Source organism: Agarivorans sp. QJM3NY_25, from assembly GCF_050870875.2.
GTDB lineage: Bacteria > Pseudomonadota > Gammaproteobacteria > Enterobacterales > Celerinatantimonadaceae > Agarivorans.
The window spans coordinates 4,816,569-4,834,501 of the sequence record NZ_CP194041.2 but is presented as its reverse complement, the minus strand read 5'-3'; the positions used below and the strand labels follow the sequence as shown (position 1 = coordinate 4,834,501).

At 45.1% G+C, this 17,933-nt stretch carries 18 protein-coding genes; 6 read left to right on the top strand and 12 right to left on the bottom strand.

Annotated elements, in window-relative coordinates; all coding sequences use genetic code 11:
* Positions 1-121: 121 nt before the first annotated feature.
* Both ACRRSW_RS22145 and ACRRSW_RS22140 read left to right on the top strand, forming a co-directional pair.
* A complete protein-coding gene (locus ACRRSW_RS22145; RefSeq protein ID WP_432455394.1) occupies positions 122-1,165 on the top strand; it encodes a glycosyltransferase family 9 protein in 1,044 nt (347 codons plus the stop codon).
* On the top strand, positions 1,162-2,235 hold the full coding sequence (locus tag ACRRSW_RS22140) for a glycosyltransferase family 9 protein (protein WP_432455395.1): 1,074 nt from the start codon (positions 1,162-1,164) through the stop codon (positions 2,233-2,235). The genes ACRRSW_RS22145 and ACRRSW_RS22140 overlap by 4 nt, the downstream gene beginning before the upstream one ends.
* Positions 2,236-2,237: 2 nt before the next feature.
* Here ACRRSW_RS22140 and ACRRSW_RS22135 read toward each other — a convergent pair whose 3' ends face one another.
* Both ACRRSW_RS22135 and ACRRSW_RS22130 read right to left on the bottom strand, forming a co-directional pair.
* Positions 2,238-3,017, bottom strand: a complete 780-nt coding sequence (locus ACRRSW_RS22135; protein WP_432455396.1) for a glycosyltransferase family 2 protein — start codon at positions 3,015-3,017, stop codon at positions 2,238-2,240.
* Entirely contained in the window at positions 3,014-4,060 is a 1,047-nt protein-coding gene (locus ACRRSW_RS22130; protein WP_432460479.1) for a glycosyltransferase family 9 protein, read from the bottom strand. The genes ACRRSW_RS22135 and ACRRSW_RS22130 overlap by 4 nt, the downstream gene beginning before the upstream one ends.
* Positions 4,061-4,149: 89 nt before the next feature.
* Between ACRRSW_RS22130 and ACRRSW_RS22125 the strand changes: the two genes are divergently transcribed.
* Positions 4,150-4,869: a 3-deoxy-D-manno-octulosonic acid kinase gene (locus tag ACRRSW_RS22125; RefSeq protein ID WP_432460478.1), complete on the top strand. Its 720-nt coding sequence runs from the start codon at positions 4,150-4,152 to the stop codon at positions 4,867-4,869.
* Here the strand turns inward: ACRRSW_RS22125 and waaA are convergent.
* Genes waaA through rfaD form a run of 4 tightly spaced genes read right to left on the bottom strand, consistent with a single transcriptional unit; the run spans position 4,866 to position 9,228 of the window.
* On the bottom strand, positions 4,866-6,122 hold the full coding sequence (waaA, locus tag ACRRSW_RS22120; RefSeq protein ID WP_432455399.1) for a lipid IV(A) 3-deoxy-D-manno-octulosonic acid transferase: 1,257 nt from the start codon (positions 6,120-6,122) through the stop codon (positions 4,866-4,868). The genes ACRRSW_RS22125 and waaA overlap by 4 nt on opposite strands.
* A gap of 11 nt (positions 6,123-6,133) precedes the next feature.
* Positions 6,134-7,177, bottom strand: a complete 1,044-nt coding sequence (locus ACRRSW_RS22115; protein ID WP_432455400.1) for a glycosyltransferase family 9 protein — start codon at positions 7,175-7,177, stop codon at positions 6,134-6,136.
* 13 nt (positions 7,178-7,190) lie between these two features.
* A complete protein-coding gene (gene waaF / locus ACRRSW_RS22110) occupies positions 7,191-8,228 on the bottom strand; it encodes a lipopolysaccharide heptosyltransferase II (RefSeq protein ID WP_432455401.1) in 1,038 nt (345 codons plus the stop codon).
* 43 nt (positions 8,229-8,271) lie between these two features.
* Positions 8,272-9,228, bottom strand: coding sequence for an ADP-glyceromanno-heptose 6-epimerase (rfaD, locus tag ACRRSW_RS22105; RefSeq protein ID WP_432455402.1), 957 nt, complete (start codon positions 9,226-9,228; stop codon positions 8,272-8,274).
* A gap of 156 nt (positions 9,229-9,384) precedes the next feature.
* Between rfaD and ACRRSW_RS22100 the strand changes: the two genes are divergently transcribed.
* The 3 genes from ACRRSW_RS22100 (at position 9,385) to tdh (ending at position 12,333) form a co-directional block, all read left to right on the top strand.
* The gene (locus tag ACRRSW_RS22100) at positions 9,385-10,029 is read left to right on the top strand and encodes a TetR/AcrR family transcriptional regulator (RefSeq protein ID WP_432455403.1); all 645 of its coding nucleotides are present in this window, start codon (positions 9,385-9,387) and stop codon (positions 10,027-10,029) included.
* A gap of 82 nt (positions 10,030-10,111) precedes the next feature.
* A complete protein-coding gene (locus ACRRSW_RS22095; protein WP_432455404.1) occupies positions 10,112-11,305 on the top strand; it encodes a glycine C-acetyltransferase in 1,194 nt (397 codons plus the stop codon).
* A 2-nt stretch (positions 11,306-11,307) separates the two neighbouring features.
* A complete protein-coding gene (gene tdh / locus ACRRSW_RS22090; protein WP_432456125.1) occupies positions 11,308-12,333 on the top strand; it encodes an L-threonine 3-dehydrogenase in 1,026 nt (341 codons plus the stop codon).
* A gap of 32 nt (positions 12,334-12,365) precedes the next feature.
* Here the strand turns inward: tdh and ACRRSW_RS22085 are convergent, their stop codons facing one another.
* From ACRRSW_RS22085 to ACRRSW_RS22060, 6 genes are read right to left on the bottom strand one after another with little or no spacing between them, the layout of a single operon-like run.
* The gene (locus ACRRSW_RS22085) at positions 12,366-13,247 is read right to left on the bottom strand and encodes a methionyl-tRNA formyltransferase (protein WP_432455405.1); all 882 of its coding nucleotides are present in this window, start codon (positions 13,245-13,247) and stop codon (positions 12,366-12,368) included.
* Positions 13,244-14,386, bottom strand: a complete 1,143-nt coding sequence (gene rffA / locus ACRRSW_RS22080) for a dTDP-4-amino-4,6-dideoxygalactose transaminase (protein ID WP_432455406.1) — start codon at positions 14,384-14,386, stop codon at positions 13,244-13,246. The genes ACRRSW_RS22085 and rffA overlap by 4 nt, the downstream gene beginning before the upstream one ends.
* Before the next feature lie 51 nt (positions 14,387-14,437).
* Positions 14,438-15,352, bottom strand: coding sequence for a hypothetical protein (locus ACRRSW_RS22075; protein WP_432460477.1), 915 nt, complete (start codon positions 15,350-15,352; stop codon positions 14,438-14,440).
* A gap of 2 nt (positions 15,353-15,354) precedes the next feature.
* A complete protein-coding gene (locus ACRRSW_RS22070) occupies positions 15,355-16,158 on the bottom strand; it encodes a hypothetical protein (RefSeq protein WP_432455408.1) in 804 nt (267 codons plus the stop codon).
* On the bottom strand, positions 16,155-17,015 hold the full coding sequence (locus tag ACRRSW_RS22065) for a glycosyltransferase (RefSeq protein ID WP_432455409.1): 861 nt from the start codon (positions 17,013-17,015) through the stop codon (positions 16,155-16,157). The genes ACRRSW_RS22070 and ACRRSW_RS22065 overlap by 4 nt, the downstream gene beginning before the upstream one ends.
* Positions 17,012-17,926 (bottom strand): glycosyltransferase family 2 protein, encoded by a 915-nt coding sequence (locus tag ACRRSW_RS22060; RefSeq protein ID WP_432460476.1) that lies wholly within the window; start codon positions 17,924-17,926, stop codon positions 17,012-17,014. The genes ACRRSW_RS22065 and ACRRSW_RS22060 overlap by 4 nt, the downstream gene beginning before the upstream one ends.
* Positions 17,927-17,933: the final 7 nt, after the last annotated feature.

Below are 17,933 nucleotides of genomic sequence, written 5' to 3'. Positions count from 1 at the left end.
GAATATCTGCTAATGATAAATGTTAGCGGGATTATAACCTGCTCACAGGGCTGGGGGAAAATTCTTGAGCCTGTCATAAAGATTCGTCACAATGCGCAAGCTTGAAGATAAAGGTTAAATAATGCAAAAGTTGTTGGTGGTACGAAATGACAAAATTGGTGATTTTATGCTGGCTTGGCCCAGTTTTGCCATGTTGAAATTGTCGATGCCTAATTGTGAAATTACGGCCTTGGTGCCGAACTATACCGCGCCTTTGGCGGAATTATGCCCTTGGATCGACAAGGTGATCATTGATTGCGGTAGCACCGCAAATTCGGCGGCTCAAGCGAGTTTGCTTAAGCAGGTGAAACAGCAAAAATTCGACGGTTATTTGTGTTTATTTTCTAATCTTCGCAATGCTTGGCTTGGTTTTCGTGCCAAGATCTCAAACCGTTGTGCTCCGGCGACTAAGTTGGCGCAATTCCTTTATACTCAGCGCGTGGTACAGCGCCGTTCTCGCTCGCTAAAACCCGAGTATCAGTATAATCTGGATTTGACCAAGGCATTTCTAGAGCAGCATGGCTATTCTGCGCAACAGCCTTCGGGGCCATATCTGCAGTTCGCGACTGAAGTATTAACACAGCGCAAACAGCAGCTATTTGCTGATAAAGACTCACTGGTGATGGTACATATTGGCAGCGGTGGGTCGGCTAATAACCTTAGTTTAGAGCAGTATGTGAGTTTGATTGATTGTTTGGCGAAACTCAATGCAGAATTGTATTTTGTGATCACCGCAGGCCCTGGCGAATTGGTAGCAGCGCAAGAGTTGGTGAGTGAGCTGGAACATTTAGACGTGGCATATTGTTTGTACTTCTCTGAAGATGGATTAGCGGCTTTTTGTGAAGTATTAGCCTGTGCAGACTTGTTTATTGCTGGCTCTACAGGCCCTTTACATATTGCCGGTGCCATTGATGTGCCCACCGCAGGTTTTTTTCCAAATCGAACCAGCGCCACTCCGTTACGCTGGCGTCCGCCTAATAGTGAAGGACGCCACCTATGTTTTTCTCCGCCAGAAGGAGAGTTAACCCAAGAAGATATGAGTTTGATTAATGTGAGTGATTCAGCCCTAAAAATTAATCGTTGGTGGCGTAAGCTGCAGTTATCGCAAGGTGTTAGGCTATCATGAGCCTAATCAAGCGGATTCGCACTGCTTTACGTCAATTTGATAGTAAACGGCGTGAGCGCTCCATTGGCCTTGAAGTCGCCTTTTTAAAGTTACTCGGGGGGCGTAAGGGTCGATTAACTGAACGCCTCCAGAAGTCACAAATTAAACGGGTATTGATTATTCGAAATAACAAGCGCATTGGGAATATGTTCTTCTTATTGCCTTTTGTTAATTATGTTCAAGCCTTGTACCCAGACGCAGAAGTTGAGTTATTACTCAGTGACCCTTGGCAGGGGAAAGTCTTTGAAAACCTGGGATTAAAAAATATTCATTTCTCGCAATTTGGTCTAAAAACCATTCCCGCCTTTATTCGCTCCATACATCAACTACGAAAACATTCTTATGATTTAATTTTGTTGCCTTACGGCGGCTCCAGCGACCGGATTGTTGCGGCCTTAACGGAAGGGAAGAATGTGCATGCTTTTGACGGTCCGGCCGATGCTGCGGTATGCAGTCATACGGTTAAGTACCAACATAAATACTCGCACTATGCTTTGGGATGTTTGGAGCTATTAGAGTATTTAGGTTTACCCCCGGTAGCACACGCCAGTGCGTGCCTAAAGCTCAGTCATAGCGAGCAACAGTATGCGGCAGAGCAACTTAAGCAAATGCTCGGTGAACATCATCATAAGCCTTGCCTTGCCTATTTTAGAGGGGCGCGTGGTAGCAAAATAGTTGACGATGAAAAATGGCAGGTATTGTTGGCTAAGTTTAAACAATACTACGCGGGTGAATTAAATGTGATTGAAATTTTGAGCCCTGATATTGCGGAGCCTTTGAGCCACACTCATTTTACTTATCTGAATCGTGACTTACGGCAACTGGCTGCATTTTTACAGCAAGTTTCCTTATTCATTTGTGGCGATACTGGCCCTTTACATCTGGCCAGCGCTGCTGGTGCGCGTTGTGTTGGTTTGTTTACCATGACCAATGTGATGCAATATGGCTGCTTGGGTGAGCATGTTGTGAATATTTGCGATTTAGATGCGCTGCAGCCCCAACCCGTGCTGAGGCAGCTAGGCTTGAGTTAAGCTTATTTACGATAGTGGTGATCATGTTGCCTTGCCCACAGGTCGGCATATTTTACGAAAGTAGAGTGGGCCGACAGGAGTGCAATTAATAAACCTTGTTTCCCGTCTAAAAAGCCACGTTTGAGTAGGTACATTTTGGTGAAGCAACCGAGCGCGTGTAATAAGCCTTGGCCGAGAGATGCTTTTTTACCTTTGGCTTCTCGCTGGTCGGCCCATGCCTTAGCGTAACCCGCCGATTTTACCAAGTAGTGTTCAAGATTTCGGTAGGAATAATGCAGGATATCACCGTCTAATTCGGCGATCTGGCAGTTCGCAGGAACAATCACCGATTCATGCACTAGATTATCGTTGTATTGGGTTAAATGACGTGGATAAAGTCGAATATGTCGGTAATACCAGCCCGAATGTTTAAGAAACCGACCAAATACCCAAGTGAGTTCATTTAAGTTGAATACAGTATGGCTGGGAGGAGCGTTTAGCATATTTTCAATGCTGCTACGTAAGGTCGAATCGATACGTTCATCGGCATCTACTGCTAAGATCCAATCGCCGGTGGCGTAGCTTTGAGCGAGCTGTTTTTGTTTGCCAAAGCCAGGCCATTCATGATTGCTATACACGTCTTGAGTATATTGCTTTGCCAGTTCAATCGTGCCATCGTTGCTGCCTGAATCAAGCACCACTATTTGGTCAACCCAAGTTAAACTTTCCAGACAATCCTTTAAGCTTTCTTGTTCATTTTTAGTAATGATAATTGCCGATATGGTAGCTCTTGCTTGACTCATGATAGCTGCTCTTTTTCTAATATTTCAAACATATGAATAACTGATTCTAGTGTGATCTGTTGCATTGCATTGGGATCTTTTACGCGGCTGCGCCAGTTAAGCTGCGCAACGGACTTGCCTTGCTCTTGTTCAATACACTGTTGCCAAACACTCACCACGTAGTTGCGATAGTGATAAGGCCCGGTGCGTTGCGGGTTGTGATGTGCATACAGGCCGAGCACTGGGGTATTCACCGCCACTGCCATATGAGCGGGACCCGTATCGGGAGAAACTAGCAGTGTTGCTTCGGCCACCAAGGCCCACAATTCGAGCAAGGATGTTTGCCCACAAAGATTATTGAGTTGCCCTTGGCTGGCGAGGTTCACTTGTTCGGCTAAAGTCATCTCCTGGGGGGCGGGACTGCCGATTAAACTGACTTTGTAGCCTTTGGCTTGGGCAAATTGGGCGAATGCCGCATAACCTTCAATAGTCCAGTTTTTATAGGGTTTACTGGCCGCGGGGCAAATTAATAGATGTCGCCCTTCCCCCAGTAAGTGCTTGGCTTTATTGTGTAATGTAGCACTTAATGGGACGTGCCAACGGGGCGACTGAGCTTGGATATCGAGTTGATTTAAGAATTGTAAAAATCCGTCTAACACGTGGGGCGAGGGGGCTTTGGCTATTTTTTCATTAGTGAATATCCATTGACCATCTTTGGCGCGACTGCGATCGAAACCGATCCGACGTTTTGCGTTAATGCAACAACTCACAAGGCTGGCTCGTAGGGCAGCCTGCATATGTAAAAGAACATCAAATTGTGTATCGCGTAGTTGTTTTCTGAGTTGGATTAGTCCTTTAATACCCTGTTTTTTATCATAAATAATAATATTTATGTTATCGAAAAGTGCTAACATTTGCGCTTCGGCTTTACCGCAAACCCAGGTGATTTGTGCTTGTGGCCAAGCTTGCTGCAGTTGCTGTACGACTGCTAATGCATTGCAAACATCACCGATTGCCGAAAGGCGTAAGATACAAACTTTTTGTGCGGGTTGAATTGAGTTCATCTTGGCTAAGCTGGCGAATTTTCTTAAGTATTATGCTTTTTGCAGCCTGCGATGTAAAATCGCCCAGATATATTCCATAAGCGATAGTTATGCAGATAGAAAAGCAACGCACAAATGAAGGATGGTTGTTCTACAACCCCGCTGAATGGCAAGAGGTAAGTGACGTTTACTTTGAAGCACGCCATTGGCAACAAAATCGAGCGGTGGTTGGACAAGCCATGGGCCGTGGTAAGACTTTGTTTTTTCGTTATCTCCATCGGGAGTTTGTATTGCGCCATTACCATCGAGGTGGCCTCGTCTCCAAGGTGAGTAATGATCGTTACTTTTATGTTAGTTTGAAGCGTAGCCGAGTGTGGCGAGAGTTTGTGTTATTGATGCAATTGCAAACGTTGGGATTGCCCGCACCAACGCCGATTGCTGGACGTATTAAACGACAGGGGTTCAGTTTTCAAGCCGACTTGATTATAGAACGGATCCATGGCGCTCGAGATCTGGCCCAGCTATTGAGTGAGAAACGTTTGCCAGTTTCTTTATGGCGTCAAATGGGGGAAACCATTGCCGCGTTTCATAAGGCGGGAGTGAATCACGCCGATCTAAATCTACGTAATATCATGATTGATACCAATGGCAAAGTGTGGCTGATCGACTTCGATAATGGGGCGATTTGCCGTCCTCGTAAACGCTGGCGGCAAGAAAATATAACCCGGCTACTCCGCTCCTTGGTGAAAGAACAAGCCAAGCCAGGCTATTGTCATTGGTTAGAATCTGATTGGCTAAACTTAGTGGATGCATACCAAAAAGCGCTTTAAAGTGTTTTGAGTGCCTTTAAACTTCGCTGGAGTGCGCCTTGGTTTTGTTTGACCACCGTTAAGCCTGCAGCCCCCGCCTCTGCGGCCAGCTGTGGCTGACTCAGCCATTGGTTTAGCCAAGTTGCCAGTTGGCTGCTATCGGCGCTTAGTTTCAGCGCCCCACAACTTTGTAGCTGTTGGCTGATGTCGGAGAAGTTGAAATCAAATTCTCCGGCAATGCAAGGGAGGCTCATGGCCGCCGCCTCCAAATAATTGTGCCCGCCAATGGGAACCAGTGAGCCTCCTACAAAGGCGATATCTGCGCAGCCGTACATCAACATCATTTCTCCCATGCTATCGGCTAAATATACCTGTTGTTGCGGTTCGACATGATTGTGTTTACTGCGTCGAGCAAATTTGACCTGTTGTTGATTTAATAACTCGGCCACTTGCTCGAAGCGCTCGGGGTGACGAGGTACCAAAATAAGTAGACTCGTGGGGTGTTGCTGCTGCACTTGTTGCATGATCTCAAGCACCCGCTCGTCTTCTCCCTTATGGGTGCTGGCTGCTATCCACACTGGGCGTTGGCCAAATAGCTGCGCACGTAACTGGATGGCTTGTGCTTGAATGTGCTGACAATCGGGTAAATCGTATTTAATCGAACCTGTGACCACCAGCTTTGCCGCATCGACGCCAAGTTGATTGAAGCGCTGTGCATCGTCTTGATGTTGCGCTAACACCAGTTTGAGTTTGGCGAACAGCGGCCGAGAGAATGCAGATAATTTTTGATAACGGCGACAGGATCGTTGGGACATGCGGGCGTTTATTAGGGCCACCGGGATGTTTTTGGCGTGGCATAGGCTAAGCCAGTTGGGCCATAACTCGGTTTCCATGATCCACAGCTGCTTAGGCTGGTATTTCGCCAAAAACAAGGTAATACAGGGCCAAAGGTCAAAGGGCGCATAACGGTGAGTCACCAGCTCTGAGAGCCGCTGCTGTGCTTGCTTAGCACCCGTGGCGGTGGTGGTGGTGAGTAAAATGTTCAGCTGTGGTTGCTGCTGTTTTAGCTGCTGAATAAAAGGGGTGGCGGCAATCACCTCGCCCACCGATACGGTATGCAACCACAGGTCGACCTGAGCGATTTTTTTACCTAAACCAAAGTGTTCTGGCCAGCGTTTACCCACCACTGGTTTACCTCGTTTTGGCCAATACAATTTATACATGGCGAAAGGTAAAAATATTAGTAATAGTAGCTGATATAAACCACCAAGCATGATTGTGCCTTTTATTGCTCACTCATTGAAGCGTGAAGATATTTGTTGATGGTATGCTTAACTAACTCTGGAGTGAGTTGGTTCATACATTCATTATTCGTACATTGACGCTGGATATCGGTGCCATAACAAGGCTGACAATCCAAATTGGATAGCAGTATCTGCGAATGATTATCTTGGGTTTGATAGGGACCGGTACTATCTGGATCGGTTGGGCCGATCAGTGCAATGTTTGGTGTTTGTACCGCGGATGCGATATGAGTCGGGCCCGAATCGGTGGTGACGGCTACCACTGCATGTTCTATGAGCGCGACTAACTCACTGAGATTGGTTTTGCCTGCAAGGTTTAAGATTGACGAGCTTTTAGGCAGATCCCAAAGTTCGATTTGCTGGCGGTCTGCCTGGCTCCCCAATAGCACGATCGTCTGACTGTTTGCGAATTCCTTAATCAGTTGAATCCAATGTGCTTCTGGCCATGCCCTGTGGTTGATTTTACTCTTTTTGGAATGGCTATTCCCTGGGCATAAGACGATGTAATGCTTCGGGAGTTTAAATTTAGCCTCAATTTTAGCAAGCGGCTCACCCATGATCCGTGGGCCAATGTCTGCAATATTCAGCTGATTAAGGCTGCTTGCTAAGGACTCATTCCTTAGCAAGGCGTAAAGAGGCTGTTTCATGGTTTCTACAGCGTGCGGTACCTTGTTGCTAGTTATCGGGTGATCGTTAATTTCGAGGCGGGCTCTGGTTTGTATGGCTTTTGCCAAAGCACAAAAGGTTGGGTGATGTTCTAGATTGACCACTAAATCATAAGGTTGTTGTTTGCTGTGACGAATGATCGCTTGCTTTTCTAAGCTTATAAAAATCGGCAGTTTACGGTGTTTTAGGCTAAAGCACTGAGTCACTCGCGGATCATGTTCAAATAAACCGATGGATTTGCTACTGACTATCCAATCAAAACTCGCTTGAGGGTATGCCTGATGAAGTACCTCCATCACGGCACTCGCAAAAATAGTATCGCCTAGCGCGCCTGAACGAATAATTAAAATTCGTAGCATAAGTTTCCTATGATCATGATGTTGTGAGTAAGTTATTGATGAGCAAGATAGCTCGCTCGGGCGCTAATTCGCTTAAGCATTTTAAATGGCCAAACTGACAGGTTTTCTTAAAGCAAGGGCGGCATTCGATATCGGTGTGTAAAATTTCTGCCGTATCTGTCAGTGGCGGGGTGTATTGTGGGGACGATGAGCCATACACTGCGATTAAGGGGAGCTTTAGCGCGGCGGCGATGTGCATTAGGCCGGAGTCGTTGCTAATGGCTAAGCTGGCCAGCGCCATTAAGTCGATTGCTTCGGCTAGTTTGGTTTTACCTGCGAGATTATAACAAGCGCTTTGCGAGGCTTCCGCTAAATGAGCGATGATTTGCTCGCCTACCGCTTGATCTTTATCCGAACCGAAAATCCACACTTGACCGTTACGTTGTTCAATCCAGTGCTGGGCAACTGTTGCATAATGTTGCTCTGGCCAGCGCTTGGCGGGGCCAAATTCTGCGCCGGGGCAAAGTGCCAAAATGGGTTGAGAGTCGCTTAAGTTTAATTGGCTGAGTGCCTGTTGCTGGTTGTTTGAGTTGGCGCTTAAGGCCGGATGCTGGTAGCTCGGAAGCTTAGCGGCAGAAGTCATCGTCTGCTTTGGGTAGGCCAAAGACACATAACGTTCCACCATGAGTGGGAAGGCTTGTTTATTGCTGCGCAGGTCGTTGAGTACACCATAACGGCTCTCTCCCTTCCAGCCGGTACGGCGTTTAATGCCTGCAAACCAAGGAACCAGTGCTGCTTTGAGCGAATTTGGTTGAGTGATGGCCCAATCATAGCCTTTAGCTTTGATGGCTCTGGCGAGCTTCCAGCGCACCGCGAGTTGCAGATCACCATGGCCCAGCGGCATCCGTAAGGCATTGTCTACCTCCGGCATGCGCTCCAACATCGGACGACACCAATCGGGGGCCAATACGTCTAATTGCGCCTGCGGGTGTAGTTGTTTTAAGCTTTTATATAAACTTTGTGACATCACCATGTCACCCACCCAAGACGGGCCGACCACCAATATCTTCATGTTTTACCTGAAGGGGCCTATCGCCCCTTTTGTCGCGGGAGATTTATTTATTCAACCAAGTCATGTATTCAGCAACGCCCTCGGCGACGGTTTTAAAATCTTCGCTATAACCTGCGGCGCGTAGCTTATCGATATTGGCTTGAGTAAAGCTCTGGTAGCGACCTTTGAGGTGGTCGGGGAAGGGAATGTATTCAATTTCACCTTTTTGGTGATGTTTAATCACCGCTTCGGCCACTGAACGGAACGGTTCCGCCTGACCTGTCCCCAAATTAAAAATACCGCTTTGTTCGGGATTTTGCCAAAACCATAAGTTAACTTTAGCTACATCGCCTACATACACAAAATCGCGGCTCTGTCCGCCGTTACCGTAACCATCATAGCCTTCAAATAGTTTGGGGTTTTGCCCATCGTTGACTTGGTTGTTCAGGTGGAAAGCCACACTGGCCATACTGCCTTTGTGTTGCTCTCGTGGGCCGTAAACATTGAAGTAACGAAAGCCAACCACTTGTGACTCTATCTCTGGTAGTAAACGGCGTACGTAATTGTCGAATTGCAGTTTTGAATAGCCGTAAACGTTGAGTGGGCCTTCGTATTGTTTTTCTTCGATGAAGGTTTCGGTATCACCGTAAGTGGCCGCCGATGAGGCATACAGGAAGGGAATACGACGTTCTAAACAATAATGAAGTAATTCTTTAGAGTACTCATAATTGTTTTCCATCATGTATTTGCCATCCCACTCGGTGGTGGCAGAGCAGGCACCTTCGTGGAATATGGCTTCGATCTCTTGGCCGTATTCCGCGCCAAGGTCTTCACCGGAGACGATACGAGCGATAAAATCATCTTTGTCGAGATAATCGGCGATATCCAGATCGACTAAGTTGACAAATTTGGTGCCGTCTTTTAGGTCGTCAACCACGATGATGTCGTTATGGCCTAGCTCATTTAAGCTCTTCACTATGTTGGCGCCAATAAAGCCAGCTCCGCCGGTTACAATAATCATAATTCTACCATTCTAAAATTTGCCATGAGTGCAAGGATTTTATGCTGTGATGCGCCGAATAGCAATTGCGTGACCAGTGGAAAACAGTGAATAAAAACTGGATTTTGGAGGCGTTTACAGGTATCACAATAATATAACTGGCAACGTAACAGCTAAATGAAAACCAAAGACAAAATTATTCATGCTTCTTTGAAGTTATTTAATGAGCGTGGCGAGCGCCAAGTGAGCACTAATCATATTGCTGCTGAGTTAGGCATTAGCCCGGGAAACCTGTATTACCATTTTAGTAATAAACAGGAGATTATTCGTAGCATTTTTGAGCTTTATGCTGAGCAGCTTGATAGTAGTTTTCGCCCGCATGCCGATCAACTATTAACGCTCGATCATGTGATGCAATATTTGGATGCAAGCTTTGAACTGATGTGGCGCTTCCGTTTTATGTACGCCAATTTATTAGAGTTATTGGCCCGAGATCCCTTGCTTGAAGCCAAATATCAGGCCTTACAAACCGAGCTGGAAAAATGGAGCCGGGATATACTGGTGCAGTTTCGAGATAGTCGCTTTATTACGGGCGATGATGCCAGCCTAGTCGAATTGGCGGATAGCATTAAATTCATCATTGGTGCTTGGATCGGCTACCAGAGTGCGCAACTAAAAGGCGGACTAATCACTAAACCGCGACTCTATGAGGGGGTGTTAAAAATACTGTTTATTCTACGACCTTATTTTACAGAACAGTCGATGAGTATTTATCAGCGATTGCACCAACACTATTCAGAGTGTGCACAGCGCAAAAAATAGCATTTTATTTAGAATATAAGCTGAATTTGCCAAACAAATCACTATAATTCAGCCAGAATTCTGGCTTTTAATTAGGTGTGTTATGACGGCTTCTTTTTCTTCTTATATTCAGCAGCAATTGCAACAAGTTAAAGACGATGGCCTGTACAAACAGGAACGGGTAATTAGTTCTCAGCAGCAAGCCAATATTACGGTGGCGCAGGGCCCAGTAATTAACTTCTGTGCCAACAACTATTTGGGTTTAGCAAACTCTCCAGCCTTGATTGAAGCCGCCAAAACGGGCCTAGATAGCCATGGCTTTGGCGCCGCTTCGGTGCGCTTTATTTGTGGCACCCAAGATATTCATAAACAGTTAGAACGGGGCTTGAGTGAATTCCTTGGGATGGAAGATACCATCCTTTACTCTTCTTGCTTTGATGCCAATGCAGGTTTGTTTGAAACTTTGTTAGGCCCTGAAGATGCGATTATCTCCGATGCGCTCAATCATGCATCGATCATTGATGGGGTGCGTTTATGTAAAGCGAAACGCTTCCGTTATGCCAATAATGATCTCACCGAATTAGAGCAATGCTTAAAGGATGCCGATGCCGCTGGTGCGCGCTTTAAGCTGATCGCCACCGATGGGGTGTTTTCTATGGATGGGGTAATTGCTAACCTGCCTGGCATTTGTGATTTAGCCGACAAATATAATGCGATGGTGATGGTGGATGATTCCCACGCGGTTGGTTTTGTTGGCGCAGGGGGGCGTGGCACCCATGAGTATCATCAGGTGATGGGTCGAGTGGATATTATTACCGGTACCTTGGGTAAAGCCATGGGCGGCGCATCGGGTGGTTTTACCGCAGCTAAAAAAGAAGTGATTGATTGGTTGCGCCAACGTTCACGCCCTTATTTATTTTCCAACTCACTGGCCCCAGCCATTGTGAGTGCTTCACTTAAAGTGCTGGAACTATTGGCCGAAGGCGATGCTTTGCGCAAACAGCTGTGGGACAACGTCGCGTATTTTAGAGAGGAAATGAGCAAGGCGGGTTTTGCGCTAGGTGGTGCCGACCATGCGATTATTCCGGTGATGTTGGGTGACGCCAAATTGGCGAGTTGCTTTGCTGATAAGTTGTTAGAGCGCGGCATTTACGTGATTGGTTTTTCCTTCCCGGTAGTGCCAAAAGGCCAAGCGCGGATCCGCACTCAGATTTCTGCTGCGCACACGCGCGAGCAGTTAGCACATGCAGTAGCAGCCTTCACTGAGGTGGGTAAAGAACTAGGAGTGATTGCATGACTATTAAGGCCTTAGCAAAACTGAAGGCGGAGCCCGGCATTTGGATGACCCAAGTGGAAATGCCAGAGCTTGGTCATAACGATCTGTTAATCAAAATCAATAAAACCGCTATTTGTGGTACCGATGTCCACATTTACAACTGGGATGAGTGGTCCCAAAAAACCATTCCTGTCCCCATGGTAATTGGCCATGAATATGCCGGAGAGGTGGTCGATATTGGTCAGGAAGTGCGTGGTTTTTCGGTTGGTGATCGGGTCTCCGGTGAGGGTCATATTACCTGTGGCCATTGCCGTAACTGTCGCGGTGGGCGTACTCATTTGTGTCGTAATACCGTCGGTGTGGGGGTGAACCGCACCGGTTGTTTCTCCGAATACTTAGTGATCCCTGCGGTGAATGCCTTTAAGTTACCCGATGAAATTAGCGATGACCTTGCCGCCATTTTTGACCCTTTTGGCAACGCGGTACACAGTGCTTTATCCTTTGATCTGGTGGGTGAAGATGTACTGATTACCGGCGCAGGCCCCATTGGGGTCATGGCCGCTGCGATTTGTAGACATGTTGGTGCGCGGCATGTGGTGGTGACCGATGTGAATGATTACCGCCTCGATTTAGCCAAGAAAATGGGCGCAACGCGAGTGGTGAACGTCGCTAAGCAAGCACTGAGTGATACCATGAGCGAACTTAAGATGACCGAAGGCTTTGATGTTGGCCTGGAAATGTCAGGCGTGCCGACTGCTTTTTGCTCGATGTTAGAGCTGATGAATCATGGCGGTAAAGTGGCGATGTTGGGGATCCCTCCCAGCGACATGAGCATCGATTGGAGCCAAGTGATTTTTAAAGGTCTGGTGATTAAAGGCATCTACGGGCGAGAGATGTTTGAAACGTGGTACAAAATGGCATCTTTGGTACAATCAGGTCTTGATTTAAGCCCTATCATTACTCACCATTATCATGTTGATGATTTTCAACAAGGCTTTGACGCGATGCGCTCTGGGCAAAGCGGCAAGGTGATTTTGGATTGGACTTGATGGAAGAGCCATCTTGCTCAAATGCTAGATGGCTATTTCTCATCTCCAAAGCGACTACGGAACTTTTCTAGAGGTACCAATGGCCTTTGGTCTTCGTAGTGGCCATTGATGATTTTAATTGCGCCATTTCCACAAAGAACAACAGGCTGGCCCGCTTTAATGAACATTACCTTGCCAGCGACTCTGTTTTCTACTTTAAAAGGCTCAACCACCTCGACGTCGGTGATGTGGCAAGGCTCGCCATTTATGGTTGTTTGAGCCCCCTTATAAGGATAACCAATAGCATCAACAAAACGTGCTATTTTTCTCGCATCGTCGCTCCAATTAATTTGATAATCACGTTCATCTCTCCACACACTGTAAGTCGCTAAGCTTGTGTCTTGAGCTTGATAACTTAGGTTTTCGTTCAGCATGCTAATTAAGACTCGATCTAGTAAGTCTTGGTAACATCGACTAACTAAAGTGATGGCCTGTTGAATTTTAATGGGGTAGCTAATGTGAACAGATTGCTGCCCTACAATATCACCTGCATCAAATTCTAGGTTAGCTTTTAATGCCGTGACACCAACTTCTGGCTCACCATTTATTAGCGCAGAAACTAAAGGATTAAACCCACGGTATTTAGGTAATAACGAGTCATGGAATACGATTAGTTCACAATCTAAATTTGTGAGCATCCATCTCCAGCCTATGGCTACAGCATACTCTGCTTGGTTGTCGTTGGGATAATCCTGTTTTAAGCAATAAGCTATATTGTGTTCTTCACAGTAGCTGACCATACCTTTTGAATAGTCGTTTTCTACTGACGGATCTTGACCAATAACAACAAGCGGATTAACGGTTTTGTTTAAGCGTTTTATTACAGGTAAGCAGTCATATGCTTTTTGTGTCATGAAGAAAAAAGTAATATTCATTTTTGTAGCCCAAAAAACTCCAGAACCGCATCGGATACGGTATTGGCAATGTCTTCATCGTAGGCTGAACATAAAGGCAATCTTAATAAGGTATCACTCACTTTTTCCGTGACTGGTAGCATGCCCTTTTTGTAGCCGAGAGATTCGCCCATAGGGGAAGAATGCAGTGGAACGTAATGAAACACTGCCATAATTCCCTTTTCTTTAAGGAAGGCAATTAAGCGTTGTCGAGTGTCCAAATCTTCTAACAGCAAGTAAAAGATATGCCCGTTATGGGTATTGTAGTTTGGAATGTTAGGCAACTTTGCCAAGCCTTGCTGCTCAAGTATGGCTAAGCGCTTGGAATAGCAATTGTAAACAGCCATTCTGCGTTGCTGTATTTCATTAAAGTTTTCTAATTGAGCAAATAAAAATGCAGCAGATAAATCAGATAATACGTAAGAAGAGCCTATAGATGTCCATGTATATTTGTCGACTTGGCCTCGGAAAAACTGTGCTCTGTTAGTACCTTTTTCACGAATAATTTCACTGGCTTCTTTGAGTTTATTTGTTTTACAAACTAAGGCTCCACCTTCTCCGCAAATAATATTTTTTGTCTCATGAAAACTAAAGGCGGCATAGTCTCCAAAAGTGCCTAATGCTTGCCCCTTATAACTAGAGCCTATTGCCTGTGCGGCATCTTCAATAACTGGAATATTTGCAGAGTGGCTAATTGACATTAATTGCTCCATATCACAGCTAATACCCGCATAGTGAACTGGAACTAATGCTTTTGTCGCCGATGAAATGAGGCTTTCAACATGGGCCAAATCTATATTTAAGGTGATAGGATCGATATCTGCAAAGATAGGCTTAGCGCCTCTGAGGCAAAAGGCATTCGCTGTCGATACAAAGGTATAGGAAGGCAGTATAAACTCGTCTTGACTAGAGAGCTTAAGCTCTAATGCGGCTATCTCCATGGCTGAAGTGCAGGATGTAGTTAGTAAAACGCTATTTTTAATAGATAATAGCTGATTTAAGCTATCCTCACAGCGCTTACCAAAAGGCCCATCGCCAGCCGAATAGCCTCCCATGACAGCTTGCGCTATGTAGTAGAGTTCTTTTCCTGAAATGTAAGGCGTATTAAACTTTATATCCATGGTGATGGTTTACCGTTAGTCGTCATATAAAAATGCCAAGACATTCGTCGCTTAAGCAAAAAAGTTTTGGGTCTCTAGTAAGAATTGTGAGACCAGCTTTTCAACGCCTCTTTCTTCGTTAAGAACCCTCGGCAATACTAAGTGGGCTGTTTCTTCAGCTTTGTGTATATTGTTAAAGCCATAGGCGAGGCCATATCTGTCTTCGGCCTTAGGGTACCATTGTTCTTCTGATACACCTTGGTCCGGTATAATGATTGATTGACAGCCACACAGTACGGCAAAAACAGAATAGGCAGTTAAGGTATCGTAGGAAATAAAGCTTTTAACAGACTTAAAAATGGCCGCAATTTCAGCGTTCGACTTATTGTCGATAAGAATCGAGTCGTTAAGATCATGCATCATTGCTTTGTTTGCACCTTTACGTAAACAGTATGCGGTGCCAGAGCGTACTTTAGCTGTTGATTCTGTATTGTAGTGCTCTAGAGGATAATGAATCACCTTTAACAGCAGTGATGATGTTAGCGAACTATCGACGATGAAATCTTTTATGCCGCTACTAAACTTGTAAATAAGCTCATTTCTACCGAAACAGAATTGACCCGTATGATAGCCAGGCTCATGCAGTAGCCAGCGAACGATATTTTTAGCTTGCAGAGGATTCCCTAATACAGTTTCAGGGTAAACCACGACGTAGTCGTCATTTAAAGCTGATAATTGCCCAGTATAGATGGGCGTTAAAAAGCTAGGATTGACTCTAAATTTCCGGTCTCTTTTATGGAAAAGAGAGTTGAAAATCTGCTTGGTAGGCTTTAAAAAGTGATATTTATTCGTTAATTCAGAATCAAAGCTAGGGAAGAGATAAGCTTTAAAGCCTAATTTGTTGATCACATGACAAAGCTTGTGAAGTACGATTGCGCCCCCCACGGTTTCGTCATATGACGGGGCAAATATTATAAATTTTCGCATGCTTAATTCCTGAATAGATTGGTTATTATCTCTATTCTTTTTCGAATGCTATAAAATAGATTTCTATTGAATATTCTATTTAAAGCACGATTGCTGGTTATTATCATTTTGGTGCAGGTACTTCTTATATACTTATTGCTTAATGCATTGGCATATTTATTGAGTAATGCACGCTTACTCTGTTCAAAGCTTTGCTCGATATTTCCGCCACTGTTATGGCGCAGATGAAAATCGATCACGTAGCTATTGTGGCCTAATATGTCAGCTAAGATACACATATCGGTGGCATACAAGTGAAACCCAGATAGGTCGCTAGAAACAGACAGTGCAGCATGTTTTCTTAATACTAAAAAGTTTTCATCTAAGCTTTTTACCTTGGCGGGGAATGGCCCCACATTTATGTTTTCTTCATGCGGGTCACTAATTCTCATGGCATAATTTTTAAAGTTGATATATCCCGCATTGCCACATATCCCCCAGTTAGGATCGATGGCATCAAGTTCTGCTATGCGCTGTTCTAAAACTGCTTTATCGTCAAAATCTAACAAGATGTCCTGATGGCAAATAATGATGTATTCGGCGTCGGCATGATTAATAAATTTTTTGACTGCCTGATAAGCATCCAATTTATTATGCGTACTATTGTCAGCAAAAATGAATTGAGAGTTTTGTGGGCTAAAACCAGCGCGAGCGAAGGAGTTTAGCATACCTTGGTATTCTGCGTGATCGGTGACAAGGGTGCATATAGCAAATTGGTGGCTATAGCTAACTTGGTCGATTTCCACTGGTGTGAATTGATGCGTCATGATTTATGCGTTTGATTTAAGTTTTCGTGAGTCTCAGAAAGATATTTATCGACACCATTTTTACAGTAGTAGCGCTTTTGGGCGGTATTTTGCTTGATGATCTGTAAGTTGGTGCTGACATCTGCGCGGCGTTCAACATGGTGAAGGTGATAAACGGGAATTACAAATTTAACACTTTTTTCGTGAATGCCCTTGCCATTAAAACGCCATCCCAGATCGTCATCTTCTCCTCCCACACCCGGCAAATCTTCATTATAGCCGTTTATTTTCAACATATCGGCTCTTGACACTGACCAGTTGCAACCTACGATCGTTAGGTATTTTTTTGCTTGGCGTTTGTGTAGCGTAGTTGAGCGAAAGCCAATCTCATAGTTTTTGGTGTGATCAAACACTAAGGGAAGTCCTAGCAGGGTATACACCAGCCGATTTTCAATCAGCTTTATTAATGAGGGGTTCTTCCTAAACCACCTGGACATTGTGGGGCCAAGATGCACGCGACGCCCAGTGCAGACGCGATTGTTTTCACGTTGATTCAAATGCTCGGCGACGTATTGGCTATGGGGCAGGCAATCGCCATCTAAAAACATCAAATACTCGGTTTTTGCTGCGGCGACCGCTCGGTTTACGGCTTTGGTCTTACGAAAACCTTTATCTTCTTGGGTGAGGTGATTGATGGCGAAAGGAAATGTGTGCTGAGCGAGGTATTCCCTTACGGCTTTACATTCACAGTCTTCAGCGATGATGACCTCAAAGCGTTGCTCGATTTGACGGCTTAAAGCGTATAAAATTGCATGGAGAGCCTCAACATCTTGATAAATCGAAATAATGACACTGGCTTTTAAGGTTGAGTGACTCATTGCATATCCTGACTTGATTGTTGGTATCGAAGAGATTCTGACTCCGGAGCCCCTTTAAGTAAGAAAGCTAGCAAGGGTTTTCTTTCTGGTTTTTTTAGTACTCGCTTACATTCCTTAATGATATATAAGGCCTTAATAATGATTTTTGATAAGCGTGAATAGTGTTTATCGAGTAGACGATAAAATGAGATATAGAACTCTTTTTCAATCGCAAGATCCCGTTCTGTGCTGCCGCCGCCGGAGTGGACCACCTTTGCCTCATTCAGTAAGTAGATGGCTTTGTTGGCATCACGTAGACGGATGGCAAAATCTTCTTCTTCGCAATACAAGAAATATTTGGTGTCGTAGCCACCCAGTTGCTCAAAGTCCTGGCGTCTGAAAAACATGGTGGCACCGCTGATCACCGGCACTTTAATCGGTTGTTGATGCTGCTGTTTGCGCTGAGGATAGTTGCTCGGCTGCAGTAGTCTTAATAGCGATGCTCCGAATAGTTTATTGGCGACGCTAGGGATGAACTCAAAAGAGGCTGTATGCTGATTGGTTTCGCTGAAGATGGTCGGACTGCAAAGGGCTACTTCTGGGTGGCTTTCCATGAAATGGTGTAATACATCTAAGCAGTGCGGACTGACCTGAGTATCATTATTGAGAAAAAATAAGTAGTCACCAGTGGCGTGAGGGTAACCAGACATGTTGCCCCCGGAAAAACCAAGATTAAGGGGATTGATGATGAGCTTTGCCCACGGATAAGCACCAATTTCTTGTTGTAAGTTTTCAAGTTGCTCAGCTTGAGAAGCATTGTCTACCACAATAACTTCAAAACTTACCTTGGGTTGAGAGTCTGCAATAGACTGCAAACACTCGAGTGTATGTCGGGTCGAATTGTAGTTAATCATCACAATCGAAATATTCATTGTTGAG